The organism is Rathayibacter sp. AY1A2, from assembly GCF_002930935.1.
GTDB lineage: Bacteria > Actinomycetota > Actinomycetes > Actinomycetales > Microbacteriaceae > Rathayibacter.
This window is the reverse complement of sequence record NZ_PSTP01000011.1, coordinates 58136-78101: the sequence shown is the minus strand read 5'-3', so window position 1 is coordinate 78101 and position 19966 is coordinate 58136. Positions and strand designations below refer to the sequence as shown.

Below are 19966 nucleotides of genomic sequence, written 5' to 3'. Positions count from 1 at the left end.
CGGACCGGCGAGATCAGGCCAGGGCCTGGGCGACCCGCCGGACCTCGGCCTTGCGGCCGGCGCGGAGGGCGACGATCGGGCTCGTGCCCAGGCTCTCCTCGACCGTCAGCATCCAGTCGACCGCCTCGTCGTCGGTGAAGCCGGAGTCGGCGAGCAGGATCGCGGTGCCGCGGATCTCGCTCATCGGCTCCCCGTCGCGGAGGAAGAGGGCGGGGACCTTCAGCACGCCGTCGCGGCGGGTGCCGAGCAGGTGGCGCTCCTCGAGGAGGCGGCGGACCCGGCCGGCGCCGAGCCCGGTCAGCTCCACGAGGTCGGGGATGGTCAGCCACTCGGGCTCGGAATCGGTCGAGGTGGCGGGGGAAGCGGACGAGTCGGTCACGCGTCAAGACTGCCACGAGCCCGGAGGGCCGCCAACTGCGGGCGTCCGGAGAAGGAGTCGGGCCCGTCCTGCGCCGCCCGGGCGTCGCTCACCGGTTCCCCCGGGGGTCTTGCCTAGACTCGTCGCGTGACCACCAGCCAGCTCGACCCTCTCCTCGGCCGTCTTGTCGACGGCCGGTACGAGGTGCGCTCGAGGATCGCCCGCGGCGGCATGGCGACGGTCTACCTCGCGCACGACCAGCGCCTCGAGCGCCGCGTGGCGATGAAGGTCATGCACGGCCACCTCTCCGACGACGCGACGTTCAAGAACCGCTTCGTCCAGGAGGCGCGCTCCGCCGCCCGTCTCGCCCACCCGAACGTGGTCAGCGTCTTCGACCAGGGCCAGGACTCGGACATGGCCTACCTGGTGATGGAGTACCTCCCCGGGATCACTCTGCGCGACCTGCTCAAGGAGCGCGGCCGGCTGACCGCCCAGCAGGTCGTCGACATCATGCACTCCGTGCTCTCGGGTCTCGCCGCCGCGCACCGCGCCGGGATCCTCCACCGCGACCTCAAGCCCGAGAACGTGCTCCTCGCCGACGACGGCCGGATCAAGATCGGCGACTTCGGCCTCGCGCGCGCCGCCTCCGCCAACACCGCCTCCGGTCAGGCCCTCCTCGGCACGATCGCCTACCTCTCCCCCGAGCTGGTCACGCGGGGCACCGCCGACACCCGCAGCGACATCTACGCCATCGGGATCATGATCTACGAGATGCTCACCGGAGAGCAGCCCTTCACGGGCGAGCAGCCGATGCAGATCGCGTACCAGCACGCGAACGACTCCGTCCCGTACCCCAGCGCGACGGTCGCCTCCGTCCCCACCTCGCTCGACGAGCTCGTCCTCTGGGCGACCGAGCGCGACCCGGACATGCGGCCCCGCGACGCCGGTGTCATGCTCGCGCAGCTGCTCGAGGCCGAGCGGCTCATGGGCATCACGCCGAGCGACCGCCGCGGCGACACGCAGGCGGTCACCCCGCTCCCGGCGCCCGTCGCCGATCCGGCGCCCGCGACGGCCGTCTTCGATACGGCGGAGCCCGGGCAGACCTCGGTCTTCGACCCGGCGCCGGCCCCCGGAGCGGTGCTCGTGATCGACGAGGACGACGACACCGTCGCCCGGCTCGCGAGCAGACGCCGCGTCCGACGGCGCCGCGGCGTCCTGCTCACGGTGGTCGTCCTCCTCCTGGCGCTCATCGGCGGCGGGACGGCCTGGTGGTTCGGCGAGGGACCCGGCGCGATCGTGTCGATCCCGGACGTCGTCAGCCAGTCGCAGCAGGACGCGACGGCCCAGCTGCAGTCGCAGGGCTTCGAGGTGCAGCCGCAGGAGACGCCCGACCTCACCGTGCCCGCGGGGACGGTGGTGAGCTCCGATCCGCCCGGCGGGCAGGGGGTGCACAAGGGCTCCGTCATCACCCTGACCGTCTCGAGCGGGCCGCGCCAGCTGCCGGTCCCGTCGCTCGCCGGCCTCTCGGAGGCCGACGCCGCCGCCGCGGTGACGGGCGGCTCCTTCACCGTCGGCGACGTCTCGAAGATCTTCGACGCCGACGTCGACGCGGGTGTGGTCGTCTCCGCCTCGCTGCCTGACGGATCGGCGCTGCCCGAGACGATGTCCGAGACCAGCACCATCGCGATGGTGGTGAGTCTCGGACCGATCCCGAACGTCGTCGGCCTCTCGATCGACGACGCGACGGCGAAGGCGGAGGCGGCCGGTCTCGCCCTCGACCGCAGCGGCGAGGACTGGAGCGACACCGTGGCCGCGGGCGTCGTTCTCACGCAGGCGAACCCGGAGGCGCCCGCCGTGACCGGCGACACCGTCTCGGTCGTCGTGTCGAAGGGGCCCGAGCCCGTCGCCGTGCCGAACGTCGTGGGGATGAACCGCGACGAGGCGAAGGCGGCCCTCGAGGCGGCGGACCTGTCGTGGAGCTACTCCCTGACGACGCTCGGCCCGCTGATCGACGCGGCGCCGAACGAGCTGACCAAGGTCACGAACCAGTCCAACAAGGCCGGCGATCTCGTGCAGCGCGGCACGACGATCCAGCTGTCGATCACCATCACGACCTGACGCCGCCGGTCGAGCCCCTCGACGGGACTCGACCGGCGGTCGGGGCCGGATCAGATCGCGCGGCCCCGGAGCTCCTCCGCCACGAGGAACGCGAGCTCGAGCGACTGCATGTGGTTGAGGCGCGGGTCGCAGACCGACTCGTACCGGGTGGCGAGCGTCGCCTCGTCGATGTGCTCCGAGCCGCCGAGGCACTCGGTGACGTCGTCGCCTGTGAGCTCGACGTGGATGCCGCCCGGGTGCGTCCCCGCGGCGCGGTGCGCCTCGAAGAAGCCCTTGACCTCGTCGACCACGTCGTCGAAGCGACGGGTCTTGTAGCCGGTCGGCGTCGTCAGCCCGTTGCCGTGCATCGGATCGGTCACCCAGAGCGGCAGGGCGTCGCTCCGCTTGACGGCCTCGAGCAGCGGCGGGAGGGCGTCGCGGATCCTCCCGGCACCCATGCGGGTGATGAAGGTGAGGCGCCCGGGCTCCCGCTCGGGGTCGAGCTTGTCGATCAGCTCGAGCATCGTCTCGGGCGTGGTCGACGGGCCGAGCTTCACGCCGATCGGGTTGCGCACCCGCGACAGGAAGTCGACGTGCGCGCCGTCGAGCTCGCGGGTGCGCTCGCCGATCCAGATGAAGTGGCTGGAGGTGTTGTACGGCGTGCCGGTCCGCGAGTCGATGCGCGTCATGGGGCGCTCGTAGTCCATCAGCAGGCCCTCGTGGCCGGTGTAGAACTCGGTGCGCTTCATGCCCTCGAAGTCGGCCCCGCACGCCACCATGAACTTGACCGCGCGGTCGATCTCGCGGGCCAGCTGCTCGTAGCGCTGGTTCTGCGGGTTCTCGGTGAAGCCCTTGTTCCAGTAGTGGACGAGGCGCAGGTCGGCGAATCCGCCCTGCGTGAAGGCGCGGATGAGGTTCAGCGTCGAGGCGGCGGTGTGGTAGCCCTGCACGATGCGGCGCGGGTCCGCGGCGCGGGACTCCGGGGTGAAGTCGTAGCCGTTGACGATGTCGCCGCGGTAGGCGGGCAGGGTCACGTCGCCGCGGGTCTCGAGATCGCTCGAGCGCGGCTTCGCGAACTGGCCGGCCATCCGGCCCATCTTGATGACGGGCATGCTCGCGCCGTAGGTCAGGACGACGGCCATCTGCAGCACGGTCTTGACGCGGTTCCGGATCTGCTCGGCGGTCGCTCCCGCGAAGGTCTCGGCGCAGTCGCCGCCCTGCAGGAGGAACGCCTCGCCGCGGGCCGCGGCTCCGAGACGCTCGCGCAGCTGGTCCACCTCGCCGGCGAACACCAGCGGAGGGAGCGCGGCCACCTCGGCGGACGCCGCTCGCACGGCCTCCGCATCGGGCCACTGCGGCTGCTGCTTGATCTCGAGCTCGCGCCAATAGTCCAGGCCGGCGACCACGGAGGGGGCGGCGAGGACGTACGGTTCGTTCGGATCGATGACCACGAGGGTGTTCCCGGTTCTGACGGGCGCCAGCGGCGCGCGGAGGGCCGCCGTCCGGACGGACGGCAGCGGTTGACGAGCTTATCGCCTGGCAGGGCGCTCGGCCGGGAGGGGGCCCCGGCATCGAGCGGGCGCTCAGCGGGTGAGGGCCGCGCGCTTCTCCTTGACCGAGGTCGCGTAGACGTCGAGGTACTCCTGGCCGCTCAGGGCGAGGAGCTCGTACATGATCTCGTCGGTGATCGAGCGGAGGATGAACCGGTCGCCCTCCATGCCCTCGAAGCGGCTGAAGTCGAGCGGCTCCCCGAAGACGATGCCGATGCGGCCCAGCTTCGGCAGGCGCTTGCCGATGGGCATGATGCGCGCGGTGTCGATCATGGCGACCGGGATGACGGGCACGCGGGCCTCGAGGACCATGCGCGCGACACCGGTGCGGCCGCGGTACATGCGGCCGTCGGGGCTGCGCGTGCCCTCGGGATAGATGCCCAGGGCGTGGCCGCCCGCGAGGACGCGGAGGCCCGTGTTGAGCGAGGCCTCCGACGCCTTGCCACCGGAGCGGTCGATGGGCAGCATCCCCGTGGCGGTGAAGAACGTCCGCGTCGCCCAGCCCTTGAGGCCCTTGCCGGTGAAGTAGTCGCTCTTGGCGAGGAAGACCATGTTCCGCTCGATCACCAGCGGGAGGATCACGGAGTCGATGAAGGAGAGGTGGTTGCTCGCGAGGATCACGCCGCCGTTCTGCGGCACCTTGTCGGCGCCGACCACCCACGGCCGGAAGATCGTCTTCAGGAGCGGGCCCGCGACGATGTGCTTCATGAACCAGTAGAACATCGGGCTCCTCGGCGGTGCGGCGGATCGGGTGCGGCGGGTGCCGCTAGAGGGAGCTCGCGTGCAGGCGCGCCAGGTCGGCGGCCCCCACGACTCCGGCGTCGTTGACGAGCTCCGCGATGCGGAACTCGGGCTCGGGGTGGTAGCCCCGGGCGGGGAGGTTGTCGAGGTAGGCCTGGCGGATGGGGTCCAGCAGGAGGTCGCCCGCCTGCGCCACTCCGCCGCCGATGACGAACATCTGCGGGTCGAGGACGGCGCTCAGGCTGGCCGCCGCCTCGCCCAGCCAGTGGCCGAGCTGTCGCAGCGCCGCGAGGGCGCCGAGGTCGCCGGCGGTGATCAGCTCGGAGATGAGGTGGCCGTTCAGCTCGCCGCCGTTGCGGGCGCGGGCGTCGGCGATGCCCTGGCCGATCCCGCCCGCGTCGGCCAGCTCGCCGGCGAAGCGCTGGAGCGCGCGGCCCGAGCCGTACTGCTCGATGCAGCCGCGGGCGCCGCAGCCGCAGGGCAGGCCTCCGGGGACGACGCGCATGTGCCCGATCTCGGCCGCGGCGCCGAAGCCGCCGCGCAGGAGCCGGTCGTTGATGACGATCGCGCCACCCACTCCGGTGCCGATGGTGAGCATCAGCATGTCGCTGACGAGGCGGCCCGAGCCGTAGCGGAACTCGGCCCAGCCGGCGGCGTTCGCATCGTTCTCGATGATGATCGGCAGGTCGATGCGGGCCGAGAGCTTCTCGCGGAAGGGCTCGTTGCGCCAGTTGATGTTCGGGGCGTAGTAGACGATCGACTGCGAGGCGTCGATGAAGCCGGCGGCGGCGACTCCGACCGCGGAGACGTCTCCCGGGAGCAGGCCGGAGCGCAGATGCTCGACCATCTCGACCACGACGTCGACGATCAGCTCGGGGTGCCCGGCGGGAGTGGGCCGACGGTCCTCGCGGAGGATCCCCCCGAACTCGTCGACCAGGGCTCCGGCGATCTTCGTGCCGCCGATGTCGATCCCGATCGCGTGCACGCGAACCGCCTTCCCGTCGCCACCGGCGCGGCAGCGTCGGCGGGCCGCCCTGAGCGGCGGCCAGGACGAGTGTAGTGACCGCGAGCGCTCCGATGCGGCTCAGCGGCGAGACCCGGCGACGCGTGTCGGCCCTCCTCGCGGAGCCACCGCTGGATCGTTACCCTGAACGGATCCACAGCTTGCGCCGCGCCGGTAGGGTGGAGACGACGTTCATTCAGGTACCGAAGGAGTTGCCGTGGACCAGTTCGATTCCCCCCTGGTGGTTCCGGCCGATCCCCAGGCCAACACGACCGCCCTCCTGCTGGACCGTGTCCGCGAGACGCCCGATCGCCCGCTCTTCGCGCTGCCCGACGGCGAGGGCTGGCGCGATGTGACGGCGCAGGAGTTCCTCGACCAGGTCACGGCCCTCGCGAAGGGCTTCGTCGCCGCCGGCCTCGAGCCGGGCGAGAAGGTCGGACTGATCTGCAAGACGCGCTACGAGTGGACGCTGATCGATTTCGCCGTCTGGTTCGCCGGCGGGGTCCTCGTCCCGGTGTACGAGACCTCCTCCCCCGCGCAGGTGCAGTGGAACCTCGCCGACTCCGGCGCGCACGCCGTGATCGTCGAGACTCCCGAGCACTTCGCCCGCTTCGACGAGATCCGCGCCGACCTTCCCGAGGTCCGACTCGCCTGGCAGATCGGGCTGGGCGATCTGGACAAGCTCGTCACGCGCGGCGTCGACGTGCCGGACGCCGAGATCGAGCGCCGCCGCTCGCTGGCGACCGGCACCGACATCGCGACCATCATCTACACCTCCGGCTCCACCGGCCGCCCCAAGGGCTGCATCATCCGGCACTCGAACTTCGTCGAGCTCAGCCGCAACTCGGCGGTCGCCCTGACGGAGCTGATCCACCAGCCCGGCGCGTCGACGCTGCTGTTCATCACCACGGCGCACGTGTTCGCCCGCTTCATCGCGATCCTCTGCGTGCACGGCGGGGTGAAGGTGGGGCACCAGGCCGACACCAGGCAGCTGCTCCCCTCGCTCGCGTCCTTCAAGCCGACGTTCCTCCTGGCCGTGCCGCGCGTGTTCGAGAAGGTCTACAACTCCGCCGAGCAGAAGGCCGAAGCCGGGGGGAAGGGGAAGATCTTCCGCCGCGCGGCCGACGTCGCCGTCGCCCACTCGATGGCGCTCGAGGCGGGCTCGGTGCCGCTCGCTCTGAAGCTGCAGTTCCTCCTCTTCGACCGGCTCGTCTACTCGAAGCTGCGCACCGCGATGGGCGGGAACGTCCGCTTCGCCGTGTCCGGCTCGGCGCCGCTGGGAGACCGGCTCGGGCACTTCTTCCACAGCCTCGGCATCAAGATCCTCGAGGGCTACGGCCTCACGGAGACGACGGCGCCCGCCACCGTCAACCGCACCGAGCGGTTCAAGATCGGCTCGGTGGGCCCGGCGATGCCCGGGGTCTCGATCCGGATCGCGGGCGACGGCGAGATCCAGGTGCGCGGCATCGACGTCTTCGGCGGCTACTGGAACAACGAGGCGGCGACGGCCGAGTCGTTCGACGGCGAGTGGTTCCGCACGGGCGACCTCGGAACCCTGGACGAGGACGGGTACCTGCGCGTCACCGGGCGGAAGAAGGAGATCATCGTCACCGCCGGCGGCAAGAACGTCGCTCCGGCGGCGCTGGAGGATCCGATCCGCGCGAACCCGCTGGTCGGCCAGGTCGTCGTCGTCGGCGACCAGCGCCCGTTCATCGCCGCTCTTGTCACGCTCGACTCCGAGATGCTGCCGACGTGGCTCGCGAACAACGGGCAGGACAAGGGCCTCTCACTCGAGGACGCGGCCGTGAACCCGGTCGTTCTGGCCGAGGTGCAGCGGGCCGTCGATGCGGCGAACGAGCGCGTGTCCCGCGCCGAGTCGATCCGGAAGTTCGTGATCCTCCCGACCGAGTTCACGGAGGCGAGCGGTCACCTGACTCCGAAGATGAGCATCAAGCGCAACGTCATCCTCGCCGACTACGCCGACACCATCGCCGCCGTCTACTCCGCCGCCCCCGCCACCGAGGGCATCTCCCTCCGCTGACCCCGCGCTCTCCCGCCGTTACCAGCAGGCCGTCCCGATCGCAGCCGCCTCCGGGACAGCGCGCCCAGCTCTATCCCGTCGGCGGAACGCCCGACGCTCTCCTCGACGCGCCCCTGTCGCGGTGCCGACCGCGCCGAGCCGGGCAGGGACCGGCTCCCCCTCAACACAGCCGTATCCGGGAAAGCGCGTACCAGCGCTTTCCCGTCGGCGGAACGCACGACGCTCCACGGAACGCGCCCACCTCGAAAGGCCGACCGCGCGGAGCCGGGCAAGGACCGGCTCCCCCTCGACACAGCCGTATCCGGTGAAGCGCGTGCCAGCGCTTCACCGTCGGCGGAACGCACGACGCTCCATGGAACGCGCCCACCTCGAGCGGCCGACTGCGTGGAGCCGGGCAAGGACCGGCTCCCCACCAACACAGCCGTATCCGGGAAAGCGCGTCCCAGCGCTTTCCCGTCGGCGGAACGCACGACGCTCCCCAGAACGCGCCCACCTCGAAAAGCCGACCGCGCCGAGCCGGGCAGGGACCGGCTCGGAATCCAACTCAGAACCAGTCGGATTCCCGGACAGCCTTCATGGCGGCGCGGCGGTCGTCCTGGGAGAGGCGGTCGAGGTAGAGGCGTCCGTCGAGGTGGTCGCATTCGTGCTGGAGGGCCTGGGCCATGAGGCCGTCGCCTTCGAGGACGATCTCGTTGCCGTCGAGGTCGGTGCCGCGGACCTTCGCGTGCGGGTAGCGGATCGCGGGGTACCAGAGGTTCGGGACGGAGAGGCAGCCCTCGTCGACCGGTCGCGGGTCTCCGCTGAGCTCGATGATCTCGGGGTTGAGGATGTACCCGATGACGCCGTCGACGTTGTAGCTGAAGGCGCGGAGGTTGACGCCGATCTGGGGGGCTGCGACGCCGGCGCGTCCGGGCGGTCGGACGCTGTCGACGAGGTCCTCGACGAGGCCGCGGACGCCGGCGTCGACCGTCTCGATGGTCGTGGACGGGGTCTTCAGCACCGGGTCCCCGAAGATGCGGATCTGGCGTTCGGTCATGTGGTGCGCTCCCTCAGGGCCTCCTCCGCGCTCAGGAGGGCGTTCTCGACGACTTCGCTCGCTGCGGGGTGCGGCCAGTACTGGCTGCGGGCGAGTCCGCGGATGCCGGTGCCGGCGCTGGCGGCCTGGACGAGCGGCTGAATGAGGATACTGGCCTGCGGCCCGATGATGTGCGCGCCGAGGAGGGCGCCGTCGATGCCGACGACCAGGAGGCAGGCGCTGGAGTCGTCCTCGAGCGCCCAGCCGAAGGCGGTGGAGCCGTACTCCTGGGTGACGGTGACGACGTCCAGGCCCTGGTCCCGCGCTTCGGCCGCGGTGAGCCCGAAGTGGGCGATCTGCGGGTGGGCGAAGATCGCGCCGGGCACCGGCGAGAGGGTGTTGGAGAGCAGCTCGCCCGGGTGCAGGAGGTTGTGCGCCACGAGGCGCGCCTCGTGGTTGGCGACGTGCTTGAGCTGCCAGCGCGACGACACGTCGCCGAGGGCGAAGAGGCCGGGCACGGGGCGTCCGCCGGAGAGGACGCGCTGCTCGGTGTCGACGCTGATCCGGCCGTCCTCGTGCAGATCGATCCCGACGGAGGCGGCGGCGACCGTGTCGCTGTTGGGGTCGCGGCCGAGCGCGACGAGCAGCAGGTCGGTCTCGACCGTCGTGCCGTCGCTGAGGGCGACGCGGAGCCCGTCAGGGCGGGCGTCGACGCTCTCGGCGCTCACTCCGGTGAGCACCGTGTACCGCTCGGCGGCGATCCCGGTGAACCGGCGCGAGACGTCCTCGTCGAGGGCGCGGAGGAGGCGGTCGCCGCGGACGGCGACGGTCACGGCCGTGCCGAAGGAGGAGAAGACGTGGGCGAACTCGACGGCCACGGCGCCGCCGCCGAGGATCAGCATCCGCTCGGGGAGCTCGTCGAGCCGCATGACCGAGGACGAGTCCTGGATGCGGGGGTCCGGCTCGTACGCGGCGAGGAGCGGCCTGGGCCGCGAGCCGGCGGCCACGACCACCTGCGGAGCACTGATGCGGGCACCGCTGGCGCTGACGAGGACGTGCGGGCGGTCGCCGTCTCCGAGCGACTCGAAGCCGAAGCTCTCGCGGAGGACGGTCACGTTCGGGGAGCGCTGATCGCGGTACTCGAAACCGCCCTCGCTGATCGCGTCGATCCGGCCGAAGACCCGGTCGCGCACCTCGGCCCACTCGGGGCGGCGCAGGCGGGAGTGGACGCCGATCGGGCCGCCCTGGTCGACGTCGGTGATCACGTCGGCGACGTGGACGAACATCTTGGTCGGGATGCAGCCGGCGTTGAGGCAGGTGCCGCCGAACCACTCGCCGTCGTCGAGGATCGCGACCCGCAGGCCGTCGAACTCCGGACCGACGATCGAGTTGCCGGAGCCGGCCCCGACGACGATCAGGTCGAAGGCGTCGGTGGACGCGTCGGGTCCGTCGGTGCGGTCCTGGTGCGCGGCGGACGCCGCCCCGGAAGCCCGGGGCTCAGACACGTCGGACCGGCATGCCCTCGACCACGAGCGCGGCGAGCAGGCGTGCGGCGTCCTTCGTGCCCTCGCGCAGCTGCTCCCACTTCACCACGGAGCCGGCGGCGAGCACCGGGTCGTAGGGGATGCGGACGATGTCGCGGACGCGGGAGCGGAAGTGCGACTCGATCTCCTCCAGCTTCACCAGGCTCGTGCCCTGCGTCGCCGTGTTGAGCGCGACGACCGCGTTGCGCACCAGGGCGCCGTAGCCGTTCGCGTCCAGCCAGGTGAGGGTCTCGGAGGCCAGGCGGGCCTCGTCGACGCTGCCGCCCGAGACGATCACCACTGTGTCGGCGCGCTGCAGCGTGGGCCGCATCACCGAGTGCACGATGCCCGTGCCGCAGTCGGTGAGCATGATCGAGTAGAAGCGCTCGACCAGATCGGCGACCACGTTGTAGTCGTCCTCGTCGAAGGCCTCGGAGAGCTGCGGGTCGGTGTCGGAGGCGAGGACGTCGAGGCGGGTCTCGTCGCGGGAGACCATCGTCGAGAACTCGGTGAATCCGGTCACGCCGGCCGCGCGGTTCACGACATCGCGGACGGTCGCCCGCGTCTGCTTGGGGACGCGCTCGGCCAGGGTGCCGCGGTCGGGGTTCGCGTCGACCGCGATGATGCGGTCCTCGCGCGCGTCGGCGAGGGCCATGCCCAGGAGCGTCGTGACCGTGGTCTTGCCGACGCCGCCCTTGCGGGTCATGACCGGGACGAAGCGGGTGCCGCCCTCGAACTGCCGGCCGATCCGCTCGTCCATCGCCTTCCACGCCTTCACCTTCGCGGAGTCGCCGAGGTTGACCGTGTGGAAGGTCAGGCCGTAGAGGAAGCGGTGCCAGCCGCCCGTGGGAGCGGGACGGGTCTTGCGGTTGACCTCCAGCAGCCTGTCCGGGGTGAGCATCGACGCCGACTCGGGGACGGCGGCGCTCGGCGCGGACGGGGCGGGAGCGACGCTCGAGGACTCGGCGCGGAGGCGGTCGCGGCGCGTGGGGACGGCGGCGGGCTCCCCCGCGGACTCGGACGCCGCGGGCTTCTCGGCGGACTCCGCTCGGGCGGGGATCCCCGCCGAGACCGGTCCGTTCGCGCCTGACGGGTGAGCGGGAGCCGGTGAGGGGGTCGGAGCAGGACTCGGCTCCGGGGGCACGAGAGCGTGCGAGCGCGAGGGCGGCAGGCCGAGGCGGCCGACGTCGATCGCGTCCTCGTCCTCGACCGGAGCGGGGGCGGTGGAGCGGCGCCGCGGGCCGGGCGGGGTGATCCGCACGCCGTCGGGCAGGAGGGTCGGAGCGGTGTCGCTCGCTCGCGGGGAGTACTGACCCGATTCCCGAGCCGCGTCCATGGCGGTCCGCGGTGTGGGACCGGTGCCGGTGTCGGGCTGTTCGTCGTTGCGCTCATCCATGCGAACGAGCCTCCTTCCGCTCAGGACGAGTGTACCGGCGGGCCCGGATCGCGCCGGGCGGCTTGGTCGGAGCGCGCTCCGACTGCTAGTGCGGCCCGTTTCCGGAGACGGCGCGGACGGCGCGTGCAGCGAACGGTTAGGTTCTGCCGCCCGGAGGAACGTAAAGTAGTCAGCCATGCATGTACTCAGCGTGAGCTCCCTCAAGGGCGGCGTCGGCAAGACCACGGTGACGCTCGGCCTTGCATCCGCGGCGTTCTCGAAGGGCCTGCGAACGCTGGTCGTCGACCTCGATCCCCAGTCCGACGTGTCGACCGGAATGGACATCAACGTCGCCGGCCACCTCAACATCGCCGACGTCCTGACGTCGCCGAAGGAGAAGATCGTCCGCTCGGCGATCGCCCCCTCCGGCTGGACCAAGGAGCACCACGGCACGATCGACGTGCTGATCGGCAGCCCCTCCGCGATCAACTTCGACGGGCCGCACCCCAGCATCCGCGACATCTGGAAGCTCGAGGAGGCCCTCGCGAGCGTCGAGGCCGACTACGACCTCGTGCTGATCGACTGCGCCCCTTCGCTCAACGCCCTGACCCGCACGGCCTGGGCCGCGAGCGACCGCGTCGCCGTCGTCACGGAACCGGGCCTGTTCTCGGTGGCCGCCGCCGACCGGGCGCTCCGGGCGATCGAGGAGATCCGCCGCGGACTCAGCCCGCGCCTCCAGCCGCTGGGCATCATCGTCAACCGCGCCCGCGTCCAGTCGCTGGAGCACCAGTTCCGGATCAAGGAGCTGCGCGACATGTTCGGACCGCTCGTGCTCAGCCCGCAGCTCCCGGAGCGCACCTCCCTCCAGCAGGCGCAGGGCGCGGCGAAGCCCGTGCACGTCTGGCCCGGGGAGAGCGCTCAGGAGATGGCGCACAACTTCGACCTGCTGCTCGACCGCGTGATCCGCACCGGTCGCATCGGCGAGCAGGTCCCCGCCGCGACCTAGGGCCGGCGGGTCCGCCGGACTTCTCCGGCTCGAGGTCTCGGGACGCGGGCGATGCTCGGTGCCCGAGGAGTGCCAGGGACGGCGCCGGCGGACGCTCGGCGTCGGAGTTCAGCGCGGACTCTCGATGCGTGGGAGGAGCGCGCTACTCGATCAGCATGACCGCACACGAGCGGAGCCCGTTGAGAGGTCAGCATGGCGGGACGCGAGCGGAGCCCGTCGTCGGATCCGCAGGGCGGGACACGGACGGAGCCCGTCATCGGACCAGCAGGGTGAGCGGGCGTGATCGGCGGGGAACTCGCGTCCGGCGGACGGTTCACGTGGGAGGAGCCCGCCACTCGATCAGCACGGTCAGACTCGGATGGCGCCCGTTGCTCGCACAGCGCGGCTGCAGGCGGGTCCGCTCCTGATCGGCTGAGCGTGCGAAGGGGACCCGGGAGTCCCCGGGGCCGCGGTCGACCTGCGAGGGGTGGGCGGTCAGCCGACGCGGCGGGAGGCGCGGCGCTGGGCGAGCTCGTCGCCAGGGTCGACCGACTGGTGGTCGAGCTCGACGAGGCTCGACTCGACCTCGCGGAGGACCTTGCCGACGGCGATGCCGAAGACGCCCTGGCCGCGGCTGAGCAGGTCGATGACCTCGTCGTTCGAGGTGCAGAGGTAGACGCTCGCGCCGTCGCTCATCAGGGTCGTCTGCGCGAGGTCGTCGACCCCGGACTCGCGGAGCTGGTTGACCGCCGTGCGGATCTGCTGGAGCGAGATCCCGGTGTCGAGCAGGCGCTTGACCAGCTTCAGCACGAGGATGTCGCGGAAGCCGTAGAGGCGCTGCGTTCCGGAGCCGGACGCGCCGCGCACGGTGGGCTCGACGAGCTCGGTCCGCGCCCAGTAGTCGAGCTGCCGGTAGGTGATCCCCGCGGCGCGTGCCGCGACGGCCCCGCGGTAGCCCGCGTCGGCGTCGAGCTCGGGCAGTCCGTCGGTGAACAGGACGAGGTCGCGCTGGCCGCTGACGTCGCGGCTGACTTCTCTCATCCCTGTGCCTCTCGGATCCGGACGCCGGATCCTCCGAACGCGCTCCCTACCGTACCGACCGGCGCAGGCCGAGTAAACGACATCGGCCTCGGCGCCGCGGCGTGTCGCACGGGCCGCCCGACGGCCGGCGGCGCGGCCCTCACGAGCGGGCGATCCGCGAGAGGGCGCTGCGCACCATCGCCCCGCGGATCGTGCCCAGCTGGGTCGCGAGCCCCACCGCGTTCTCGGCAGCGCCGGCGGAGCCGGACGCCTCTCCGCGGCGGGCGCTGGAGGCGACGACGCTCTCGATGAGCGACATCTCGCGCTCGACGGCGACGCGGAGCGGTCGGAGATGGCGGGGCTCGATACCGGATCGGCCGAGGTCGACGAGCGCCTTGAGCGTCGTCACAGCCTCGTCCCCGAACACGTCCCCGCCCCGCACGAGCCCGGCGGCGATGGCCTCCTGGACGAGAGCGGGCGTGGCACCGGACTCGGCCGCGAGGCCCTCGCGGGTCAACCGCGTGGCGGGGCCGAGGAGCGAGGCGCTCGGACCCCCGACACCGGCCGGCAGGGCGGGCTCGCGTCCGGCGTCGATGTCGTCGAGGTATCCGCGGATGACCTTGAGGGGGAGGTAGTGGTCGCGCTGCAGAGCGAGGATCATCCGGAGCCGCTCGACGTCGGAGCCCGAGAACTTGCGGTAGCCGGAGTCGGTGCGGGCCGGCGAGACGAGCCCCTGCTCCTCGAGGAAGCGCAGCTTGGACGGGGTGACGTCCGGGAACTCACTGGTCAGCCTGGCCAGCACCTGCCCGATGCTCAGCAGAGCGGCGGAGCCGGTGGGGAGGGCGCGCGCGGAGGAGCGGCCCACGGCTCACGCGTCCGGAGCGGCGACGAGGTCGGCGCGGGACGCGTAGAAGGTGAGTCGGAACTTGCCGACCTGCACCTCGGAGCCGTCGGTGAGGATCGCGGACTCGATCCGGACCCCGTCGAAGTAGGTGCCGTTCAGGGAGCCGAGGTCGTGGACCTCGAACGCCGTGCCGCGGCGGACGAACTCGGCGTGCCGGCGCGAGACCGTGACGTCGTCGAGGAAGATGCCCGCGTCGGGGTGACGGCCGACCGTCGTGGAGTCGGTGTCGAGGAGGAAGCGGGCGCCGGTGTTCGGTCCGCGGCGCACGACCAGCAGCGCGGATCCCGAGGGCAGAGCCCCGACGGCCTCGGCCTCCTCGCGGGACGCGCGGTTGTCGAGAGCGGCGAGCTGGGCACCGATGTCGTCGGTGAACGTCAGAGTCGTCTCCGTCGACGGCTCACCGGGAACGGAATTGTGCTGGGCGGATGATGCTCCACCGACGGGCTCGACCAAGACGTACCTCCTATCAGGTCAGCGTATCCGAATCGTGACCCTCGTCGGACCCCTGAGCACCTGTGCGGACCCCCAGGACGAGGTCCCGCGTCTGGACGGCGTAGACGATCCCGGCCCACCAGTAGAGGAACGCGCCCCACAGCGCGAAGGCCCAGGCGATGGGGAGCGAGGCGGGCGCGAGGGCCGGGAACGCCTGCCCCAGCATGATCAGCGGGAGCGCGTAGAAGAGGCAGAAGGTCGCGAATTTCCCCAGGTGGTGCACGGGAAGCGGTCCGTAGCCGTTGTTCGCCAGGACGACCGCCAGGACCACGAGCATCAGGTCGCGGGCGAGCAGCACGGCGACCAGCCACCAGGGCACCAGTCCGCGGGCCGCGAGGCCCAGGACGGTGGCGAAGATGTAGAGCCGGTCGGCGGCCGGATCGAGGACGCGTCCGAGGCGCGTCATCTGGTCGAAGCGGCGCGCGATCCAGCCGTCGAGGTAGTCGGTGAGGCTCGAGACGACGAGGGTCAGGAGCGCGAGCGCGTCCTCGCCGAGGACCACGAGCACGAGGAACACCGGCACCAGCGCGAGACGCACCATGCTGAGGACGTTCGGGACCGTCCAGATCCGGTCCTCACCGGTGCGCGCCATGCGCCCAGCCTAGGCGGGGCGCACGGCGGCGTGGTCAGCGCTTGTCGCGCCAGACCCGCTCGAACGGCAGGCGCCAGGCGTGCGGCGCGATCAGCTGGTGGATGGCGTTCGGCCCCCAGGAGCCGGGCGCGTAGAGACGGACGGGCGGCGGATCCTGCAGGAGGGGCGCGGAGACCTCCCAGAGCCGCTCGATGCCCTCCGCGGTGGTGAACAGCGTGTGGTCTCCGCGCATCGCGTCGAGGATCAGGCGCTCGTAGGCCTCGAGCGCGTCGCCCGCGCGGTCGGTCTCCTGGAGCGCGAACTGCATGCTCAGCTTGTCGAGCCGCATGCCGGGACCGGGGCGCTTCCCGTAGAACGAGAGCGAGACCTTCGAGGCGTCCGCCAGGTCGAAGGTGAGGTGGTCCGGGCCGTGGGCACCGACTCCGGAGCCCTGCGGGAACATGCTCTTCGGGGGCTCGCGGAACGCGATCGAGATGATGCGCTGGCCCTCGGCCATCCGCTTGCCGGTGCGGAGGTAGAACGGCACTCCCGCCCAGCGCCAGTTGTCGATCTCGCACTTCAGCGCGACGAAGGTGTCGGTCTCGGAGTCGGCGGCGACGCCCGGCTCGTCGCGGTAGCCGATGTACTGGCCGCGCACCACGTTCTCGGGGTTCAGCGGACGCATCGAGCGGAAGACCTTGTTCTTCTCCTCGCTGATGGCCTGGGGCTCCAGCGCGGTCGGCGGCTCCATCGCCATGAACGCCAGCACCTGGAAGAGGTGGGTGACGACCATGTCCTTGTACGCGCCGGTGGACTCGTAGAACTCGGCGCGACGGTCGAGCGTGAGGCGCTCGGGGATGTCGATCTGGACGTGATCGATGAAGTTGCGGTTCCAGATGGGCTCGAAGAGGCCGTTGGCGAAGCGGAAGGCGAGGATGTTCTGCGCCGGCTCCTTGCCGAGGAAGTGGTCGATCCGGAAGATCTGCTCCTCGCTGAAGGTCTCGTGGAGCTCCGCGTTGAGGACGACCGCGCTCTCGAGGTCGACGCCGAACGGCTTCTCCATGATGATCCGCGAGCGCTCGACCAGCCCGGCCTCGGCGAGCATCCGCACGACGGAGAGAGCTGCCCTGGGCGGGACGCTGAGGTAGTGCAGCCGGCTCACGTCCGGGCCGAGGACCGCCTCGGCGTCGGTCACGGCGGCGGCCAGCGCGGCCGGACCGGCGGACTGCGGGACGTAGCGGAGCTTGGACGCGAACTCGTCCCACTGCGCCGGCGTCAGGGAGCGGCTCCCGAACTCGTCGTAGGCCAGCTTCGCGAAGGCGCGGAACGAGGCGTCGTCGTGCTCCTCGAGCGAGGTGCCGACGATCTGCAGGTCCGGTGCGAGGGAGGAGAGCGCGAGGTGGGCCATCCCCGGGATGAGCTTGCGCCGGGCCAGGTCGCCGACGGCGCCGAACAGCACGACGACATGGGGTGCCGCCTGCTCGGTCTGGACGGCGGGAGCGGGGGGTGCGGTTGTCACGGTCACCCCTCGATCATTCCAGTTCGGATCGTGACGCAGGCGTCATGTGCTCGATACGCACCGCCGCTAAGGTCTCTCCCGTGCATCCGTTCTCCGACGCGTCCGCCGCGACCGCAGCACCCGCCTCCGCCACCGCCCCCTCCTCCGCCGACGGGACGACCGCGCCTCCGCTCGACGAGAGGATCCGCGCCGACGTCCACCTGCTGGGCGAGCTGCTCGGCCAGGTGCTCCGCGAGTCGGGCGAGCCCTCCCTCTACGAGGACGTGGAGCGCCTGCGCGCGCTCACGATCAGCGCCTACGACAGCGGCGACGCCGCCGGGACCGCGGAGGCGGAGGAGTTCGTCGCCTCGCTCACGCTCGAGCGCGCCGAGGAGGTCGCCCGGGCGTTCACCTGCTACTTCCACCTCGTCAACGTGGCGGAGGAGTTCCACCGCGTCCGCGTGCTGCGCCGGCGCGAGGCCGACGCCGGCGCGCAGTCGCCCGAGGACTCGATCCTCGCCTCGATGCGCCGGCTGACCGGGGAGCTCGGGGAGGACGAGGCGTTCGCGCGCCTGTCCCGACTGGAGTTCCGCCCGGTCCTCACGGCGCACCCGACCGAGGCGCGCCGCCGCGCAGTGGCCTCGACCATCCGCCGCATCAGCGACCTGCTCGAGCAGCGCGACGACCCGCGCATGGGCGGCGTCGTGCTGGTGGAGATCCGCCGCAAGCTGCTGGCCGAGGTCGACACGCTGTGGCGCACCGCTCCGCTGCGCGAGTCCAAGCCCACTCCCCTCGACGAGGTGCGCACCGCGATGAGCGTCTTCGACGAGTCGCTGTTCTCGGTGCTCCCCCGCGTCTACCGCCGCCTCGACGACGCTCTGCTCGGCGAGGGCTCGGGCACCCGGGCTCCGGTCGCACCGGCCTTCGTCCGCCTGGGCACCTGGATCGGCGGCGACCGCGACGGCAATCCCTTCGTCACCGCCGAGACGACCCTCGCTGCGGTGGACATCGCCTCCGAGCACGTCCTCATGGGCCTCGAGCGGGTCGCCCGCCGCGTGGGCCGCGCGCTGACCCTCGACGCGTCGACCACTCCCCCGTCGGCCGCCGTCGAGGCGCTCTGGGCCTCCTGCGTCGAGCGGGCTCCCGAGCTCGCCGCCGACATCGCCGAGCGCTCGCCCAACGAGGCGCACCGCCGCGTCCTGCTCTTCGCGGCCGAGCGCCTGGCCGCGACCCGGTCCGAGGGGCCGCTGGCCTACTCCGCCGCCGCCGAGCTGCTGGCCGAGCTGCGCACCATCCAGGAGTCCCTGGTCGAGGCCGAGGACGTCCGCGCCGCCTACGGCGACCTCCAGGACTTCGTCTGGCAGCTCGAGACCTTCGGCTTCCACCTCGCCGAGATCGAGGTGCGCCAGCACTCGAAGGTGCACCGCGAGACGATCGCCGCGATCCGCGCCGGCGAGGAGCTCGACGAGCGCGGCCTCGAGGTCCTGTCGGTGTTCCGGGCGATCGCGAAGGTCCAGGAGCGCTTCGGCACCGACGCGGCGAGGCGGTACATCGTCTCCTTCACGCAGTCGGCCGACGACCTGCGGACGGTCTTCGAACTGGCCGAGGCGGCGACCGACGGCAAGCCGCCGATCATCGACGCGGTCCCGCTCTTCGAGACCTTCGCCGACCTCGACGCCTCGACCGACATCCTCGCCGAGATGATCCGCCTCCCCCAGGTTCAGGCGCGCCTCGCGGCCACCGGCAACCGGCTCGAGGTGATGCTCGGCTACTCCGACTCGTCGAAGGACGTCGGACCGGTCTCGGCGACGCTCGCGCTCTACGACGCGCAGGCGCGCATCGCGCAGTGGGCGGCCGACGAGGGCATCGTGCTCACGCTGTTCCACGGTCGCGGCGGAGCGCTCGGCCGCGGCGGCGGGCCGGCCAACCGGGCCGTCCTCGCGCAGCCGCCCGGATCGGTGGACGGCCGCTTCAAGCTGACGGAGCAGGGCGAGGTCATCTTCGCCCGCTACGGCAACCCGGACATCGCCACCCGGCACATCGAGCAGGTGGCGGGAGCGACGCTGCTCGCCTCCTCCCCCGCTGTCGGCGAGCGCAACGCGGGCGCCGCGGAGCGCTTCGCCGAGGTGGCGGCGACGATGGACCGCGAGTCGCGCCGCCGCTTCTTCGAGCTCGTGAAGGCCGACGGCTTCGCGCCGTGGTTCGCCCGGGTCACCCCGCAGGAGGAGGTGGGCCTGCTCGCCCTCGGCTCGCGTCCGGCCCGCCGCGGCCTCTCCGTCGAGTCGCTCGAGGACCTGCGAGCGATCCCGTGGGTCTTCGCCTGGACCCAGGCCCGCGTCAACCTGACCGGCTGGTTCGGGCTGGGCAGCGCGCTCGAGGCCGTCGGCGACCTCGACCTGCTCCGCGAGGCCTACGCCTCCTGGCCGCTGTTCACGACGATGGTCGACAACGTCGAGATGTCGCTCGCGAAGACCGACGAGGGCATCGCCCGCCGCTACCTCGCCCTCGACTCCCGCGACGACCTCGCCGGACTCGTGCTCGACGAGATGGCGCTCACCCGCCGGTGGGTGCTCTCGATCACCGGCGAGGAGAGCCTGCTCACGGGCCACCGCGTGCTCGGCCGTGCCGTGCGCCTGCGCACCCCGTACGTCAACGCGCTCTCGCTCCTGCAGCTGCGCGCACTGAAGGCGCTCCGCACCGACCCGGGCGGATCCGGGACGGAGCAGAACCAGCGGCTGCTCCTGCTCGCGGTCAACGGAGTCGCGGCGGGTCTGCAGAACACCGGCTGATCCC

At 71.8% G+C, this 19966-nt stretch carries 16 protein-coding genes; 4 read left to right on the top strand and 12 right to left on the bottom strand.

The window, feature by feature from the left end:
* Positions 1-13 precede the first annotated feature (13 nt).
* Positions 14-379: an Rv2175c family DNA-binding protein gene (locus tag C5B93_RS10835; RefSeq protein ID WP_104292465.1), complete on the bottom strand. Its 366-nt coding sequence runs from the start codon at positions 377-379 to the stop codon at positions 14-16.
* Between the two features lie 126 nt (positions 380-505).
* On the opposite strand from C5B93_RS10835, the gene pknB reads away from it, so the two are divergent.
* A complete protein-coding gene (pknB, locus tag C5B93_RS10830) occupies positions 506-2476 on the top strand; it encodes a Stk1 family PASTA domain-containing Ser/Thr kinase (protein WP_104292464.1) in 1971 nt (656 codons plus the stop codon).
* Positions 2477-2526: 50 nt separating this feature from the next.
* Here the strand turns inward: pknB and C5B93_RS10825 are convergent, their stop codons facing one another.
* The 3 genes from C5B93_RS10825 to C5B93_RS10815 all read right to left on the bottom strand — a co-directional run bounded on the left by C5B93_RS10825 (position 2527) and on the right by C5B93_RS10815 (position 5731).
* Positions 2527-3861, bottom strand: coding sequence for a class II 3-deoxy-7-phosphoheptulonate synthase (locus C5B93_RS10825; protein ID WP_104222617.1), 1335 nt, complete (start codon positions 3859-3861; stop codon positions 2527-2529).
* A gap of 177 nt (positions 3862-4038) precedes the next feature.
* Positions 4039-4728: a 1-acyl-sn-glycerol-3-phosphate acyltransferase gene (locus C5B93_RS10820; protein WP_104222581.1), complete on the bottom strand. Its 690-nt coding sequence runs from the start codon at positions 4726-4728 to the stop codon at positions 4039-4041.
* A 43-nt stretch (positions 4729-4771) separates the two neighbouring features.
* A complete protein-coding gene (locus C5B93_RS10815; protein WP_104222580.1) occupies positions 4772-5731 on the bottom strand; it encodes an ROK family glucokinase in 960 nt (319 codons plus the stop codon).
* A 235-nt stretch (positions 5732-5966) separates the two neighbouring features.
* On the opposite strand from C5B93_RS10815, the gene C5B93_RS10810 reads away from it, so the two are divergent.
* Positions 5967-7790 carry a long-chain fatty acid--CoA ligase gene (locus C5B93_RS10810; protein ID WP_104292463.1) on the top strand — a complete coding sequence of 608 codons (1824 nt, stop codon included), beginning with the start codon at positions 5967-5969 and terminating at the stop codon, positions 7788-7790.
* A gap of 544 nt (positions 7791-8334) precedes the next feature.
* On the opposite strand, the gene def is transcribed toward C5B93_RS10810, so the two are convergent.
* From def to C5B93_RS10795, 3 genes are read right to left on the bottom strand one after another with little or no spacing between them, the layout of a single operon-like run.
* The gene (gene def / locus C5B93_RS10805) at positions 8335-8826 is read right to left on the bottom strand and encodes a peptide deformylase (protein WP_104225378.1); all 492 of its coding nucleotides are present in this window, start codon (positions 8824-8826) and stop codon (positions 8335-8337) included.
* Positions 8823-10310: a mycothione reductase gene (locus C5B93_RS10800; protein ID WP_104292462.1), complete on the bottom strand. Its 1488-nt coding sequence runs from the start codon at positions 10308-10310 to the stop codon at positions 8823-8825. The genes def and C5B93_RS10800 overlap by 4 nt, the downstream gene beginning before the upstream one ends.
* A complete protein-coding gene (locus tag C5B93_RS10795; RefSeq protein WP_258062898.1) occupies positions 10303-11724 on the bottom strand; it encodes a MinD/ParA family protein in 1422 nt (473 codons plus the stop codon). Before C5B93_RS10795 ends, C5B93_RS10800 begins: the two co-directional genes overlap by 8 nt.
* Before the next feature lie 175 nt (positions 11725-11899).
* Between C5B93_RS10795 and C5B93_RS10790 the strand changes: the two genes are divergently transcribed.
* The gene (locus tag C5B93_RS10790; RefSeq protein ID WP_104222576.1) at positions 11900-12709 is read left to right on the top strand and encodes a ParA family protein; all 810 of its coding nucleotides are present in this window, start codon (positions 11900-11902) and stop codon (positions 12707-12709) included.
* Between the two features lie 474 nt (positions 12710-13183).
* Here C5B93_RS10790 and C5B93_RS10785 read toward each other — a convergent pair whose 3' ends face one another.
* From C5B93_RS10785 to zwf, 5 genes are all read right to left on the bottom strand, one after another.
* On the bottom strand, positions 13184-13729 hold the full coding sequence (locus C5B93_RS10785) for a MerR family transcriptional regulator (RefSeq protein ID WP_104222575.1): 546 nt from the start codon (positions 13727-13729) through the stop codon (positions 13184-13186).
* A 139-nt stretch (positions 13730-13868) separates the two neighbouring features.
* Complete coding sequence (locus C5B93_RS10780; protein ID WP_104222574.1) at positions 13869-14573, bottom strand: MerR family transcriptional regulator; 705 nt, start codon at positions 14571-14573, stop codon at positions 13869-13871.
* 3 nt (positions 14574-14576) lie between these two features.
* Positions 14577-15065, bottom strand: a complete 489-nt coding sequence (locus tag C5B93_RS10775; RefSeq protein WP_104222573.1) for an FHA domain-containing protein — start codon at positions 15063-15065, stop codon at positions 14577-14579.
* 13 nt (positions 15066-15078) lie between these two features.
* Positions 15079-15696, bottom strand: a complete 618-nt coding sequence (locus C5B93_RS10770; RefSeq protein ID WP_104222572.1) for a CDP-alcohol phosphatidyltransferase family protein — start codon at positions 15694-15696, stop codon at positions 15079-15081.
* Between the two features lie 34 nt (positions 15697-15730).
* Positions 15731-17194, bottom strand: coding sequence for a glucose-6-phosphate dehydrogenase (gene zwf / locus C5B93_RS10765; protein WP_104225448.1), 1464 nt, complete (start codon positions 17192-17194; stop codon positions 15731-15733).
* Between the two features lie 44 nt (positions 17195-17238).
* On the opposite strand from zwf, the gene C5B93_RS10760 reads away from it, so the two are divergent.
* The gene (locus tag C5B93_RS10760; RefSeq protein WP_104292461.1) at positions 17239-19962 is read left to right on the top strand and encodes a phosphoenolpyruvate carboxylase; all 2724 of its coding nucleotides are present in this window, start codon (positions 17239-17241) and stop codon (positions 19960-19962) included.
* The last annotated feature ends 4 nt before the right edge of the window (positions 19963-19966 follow it).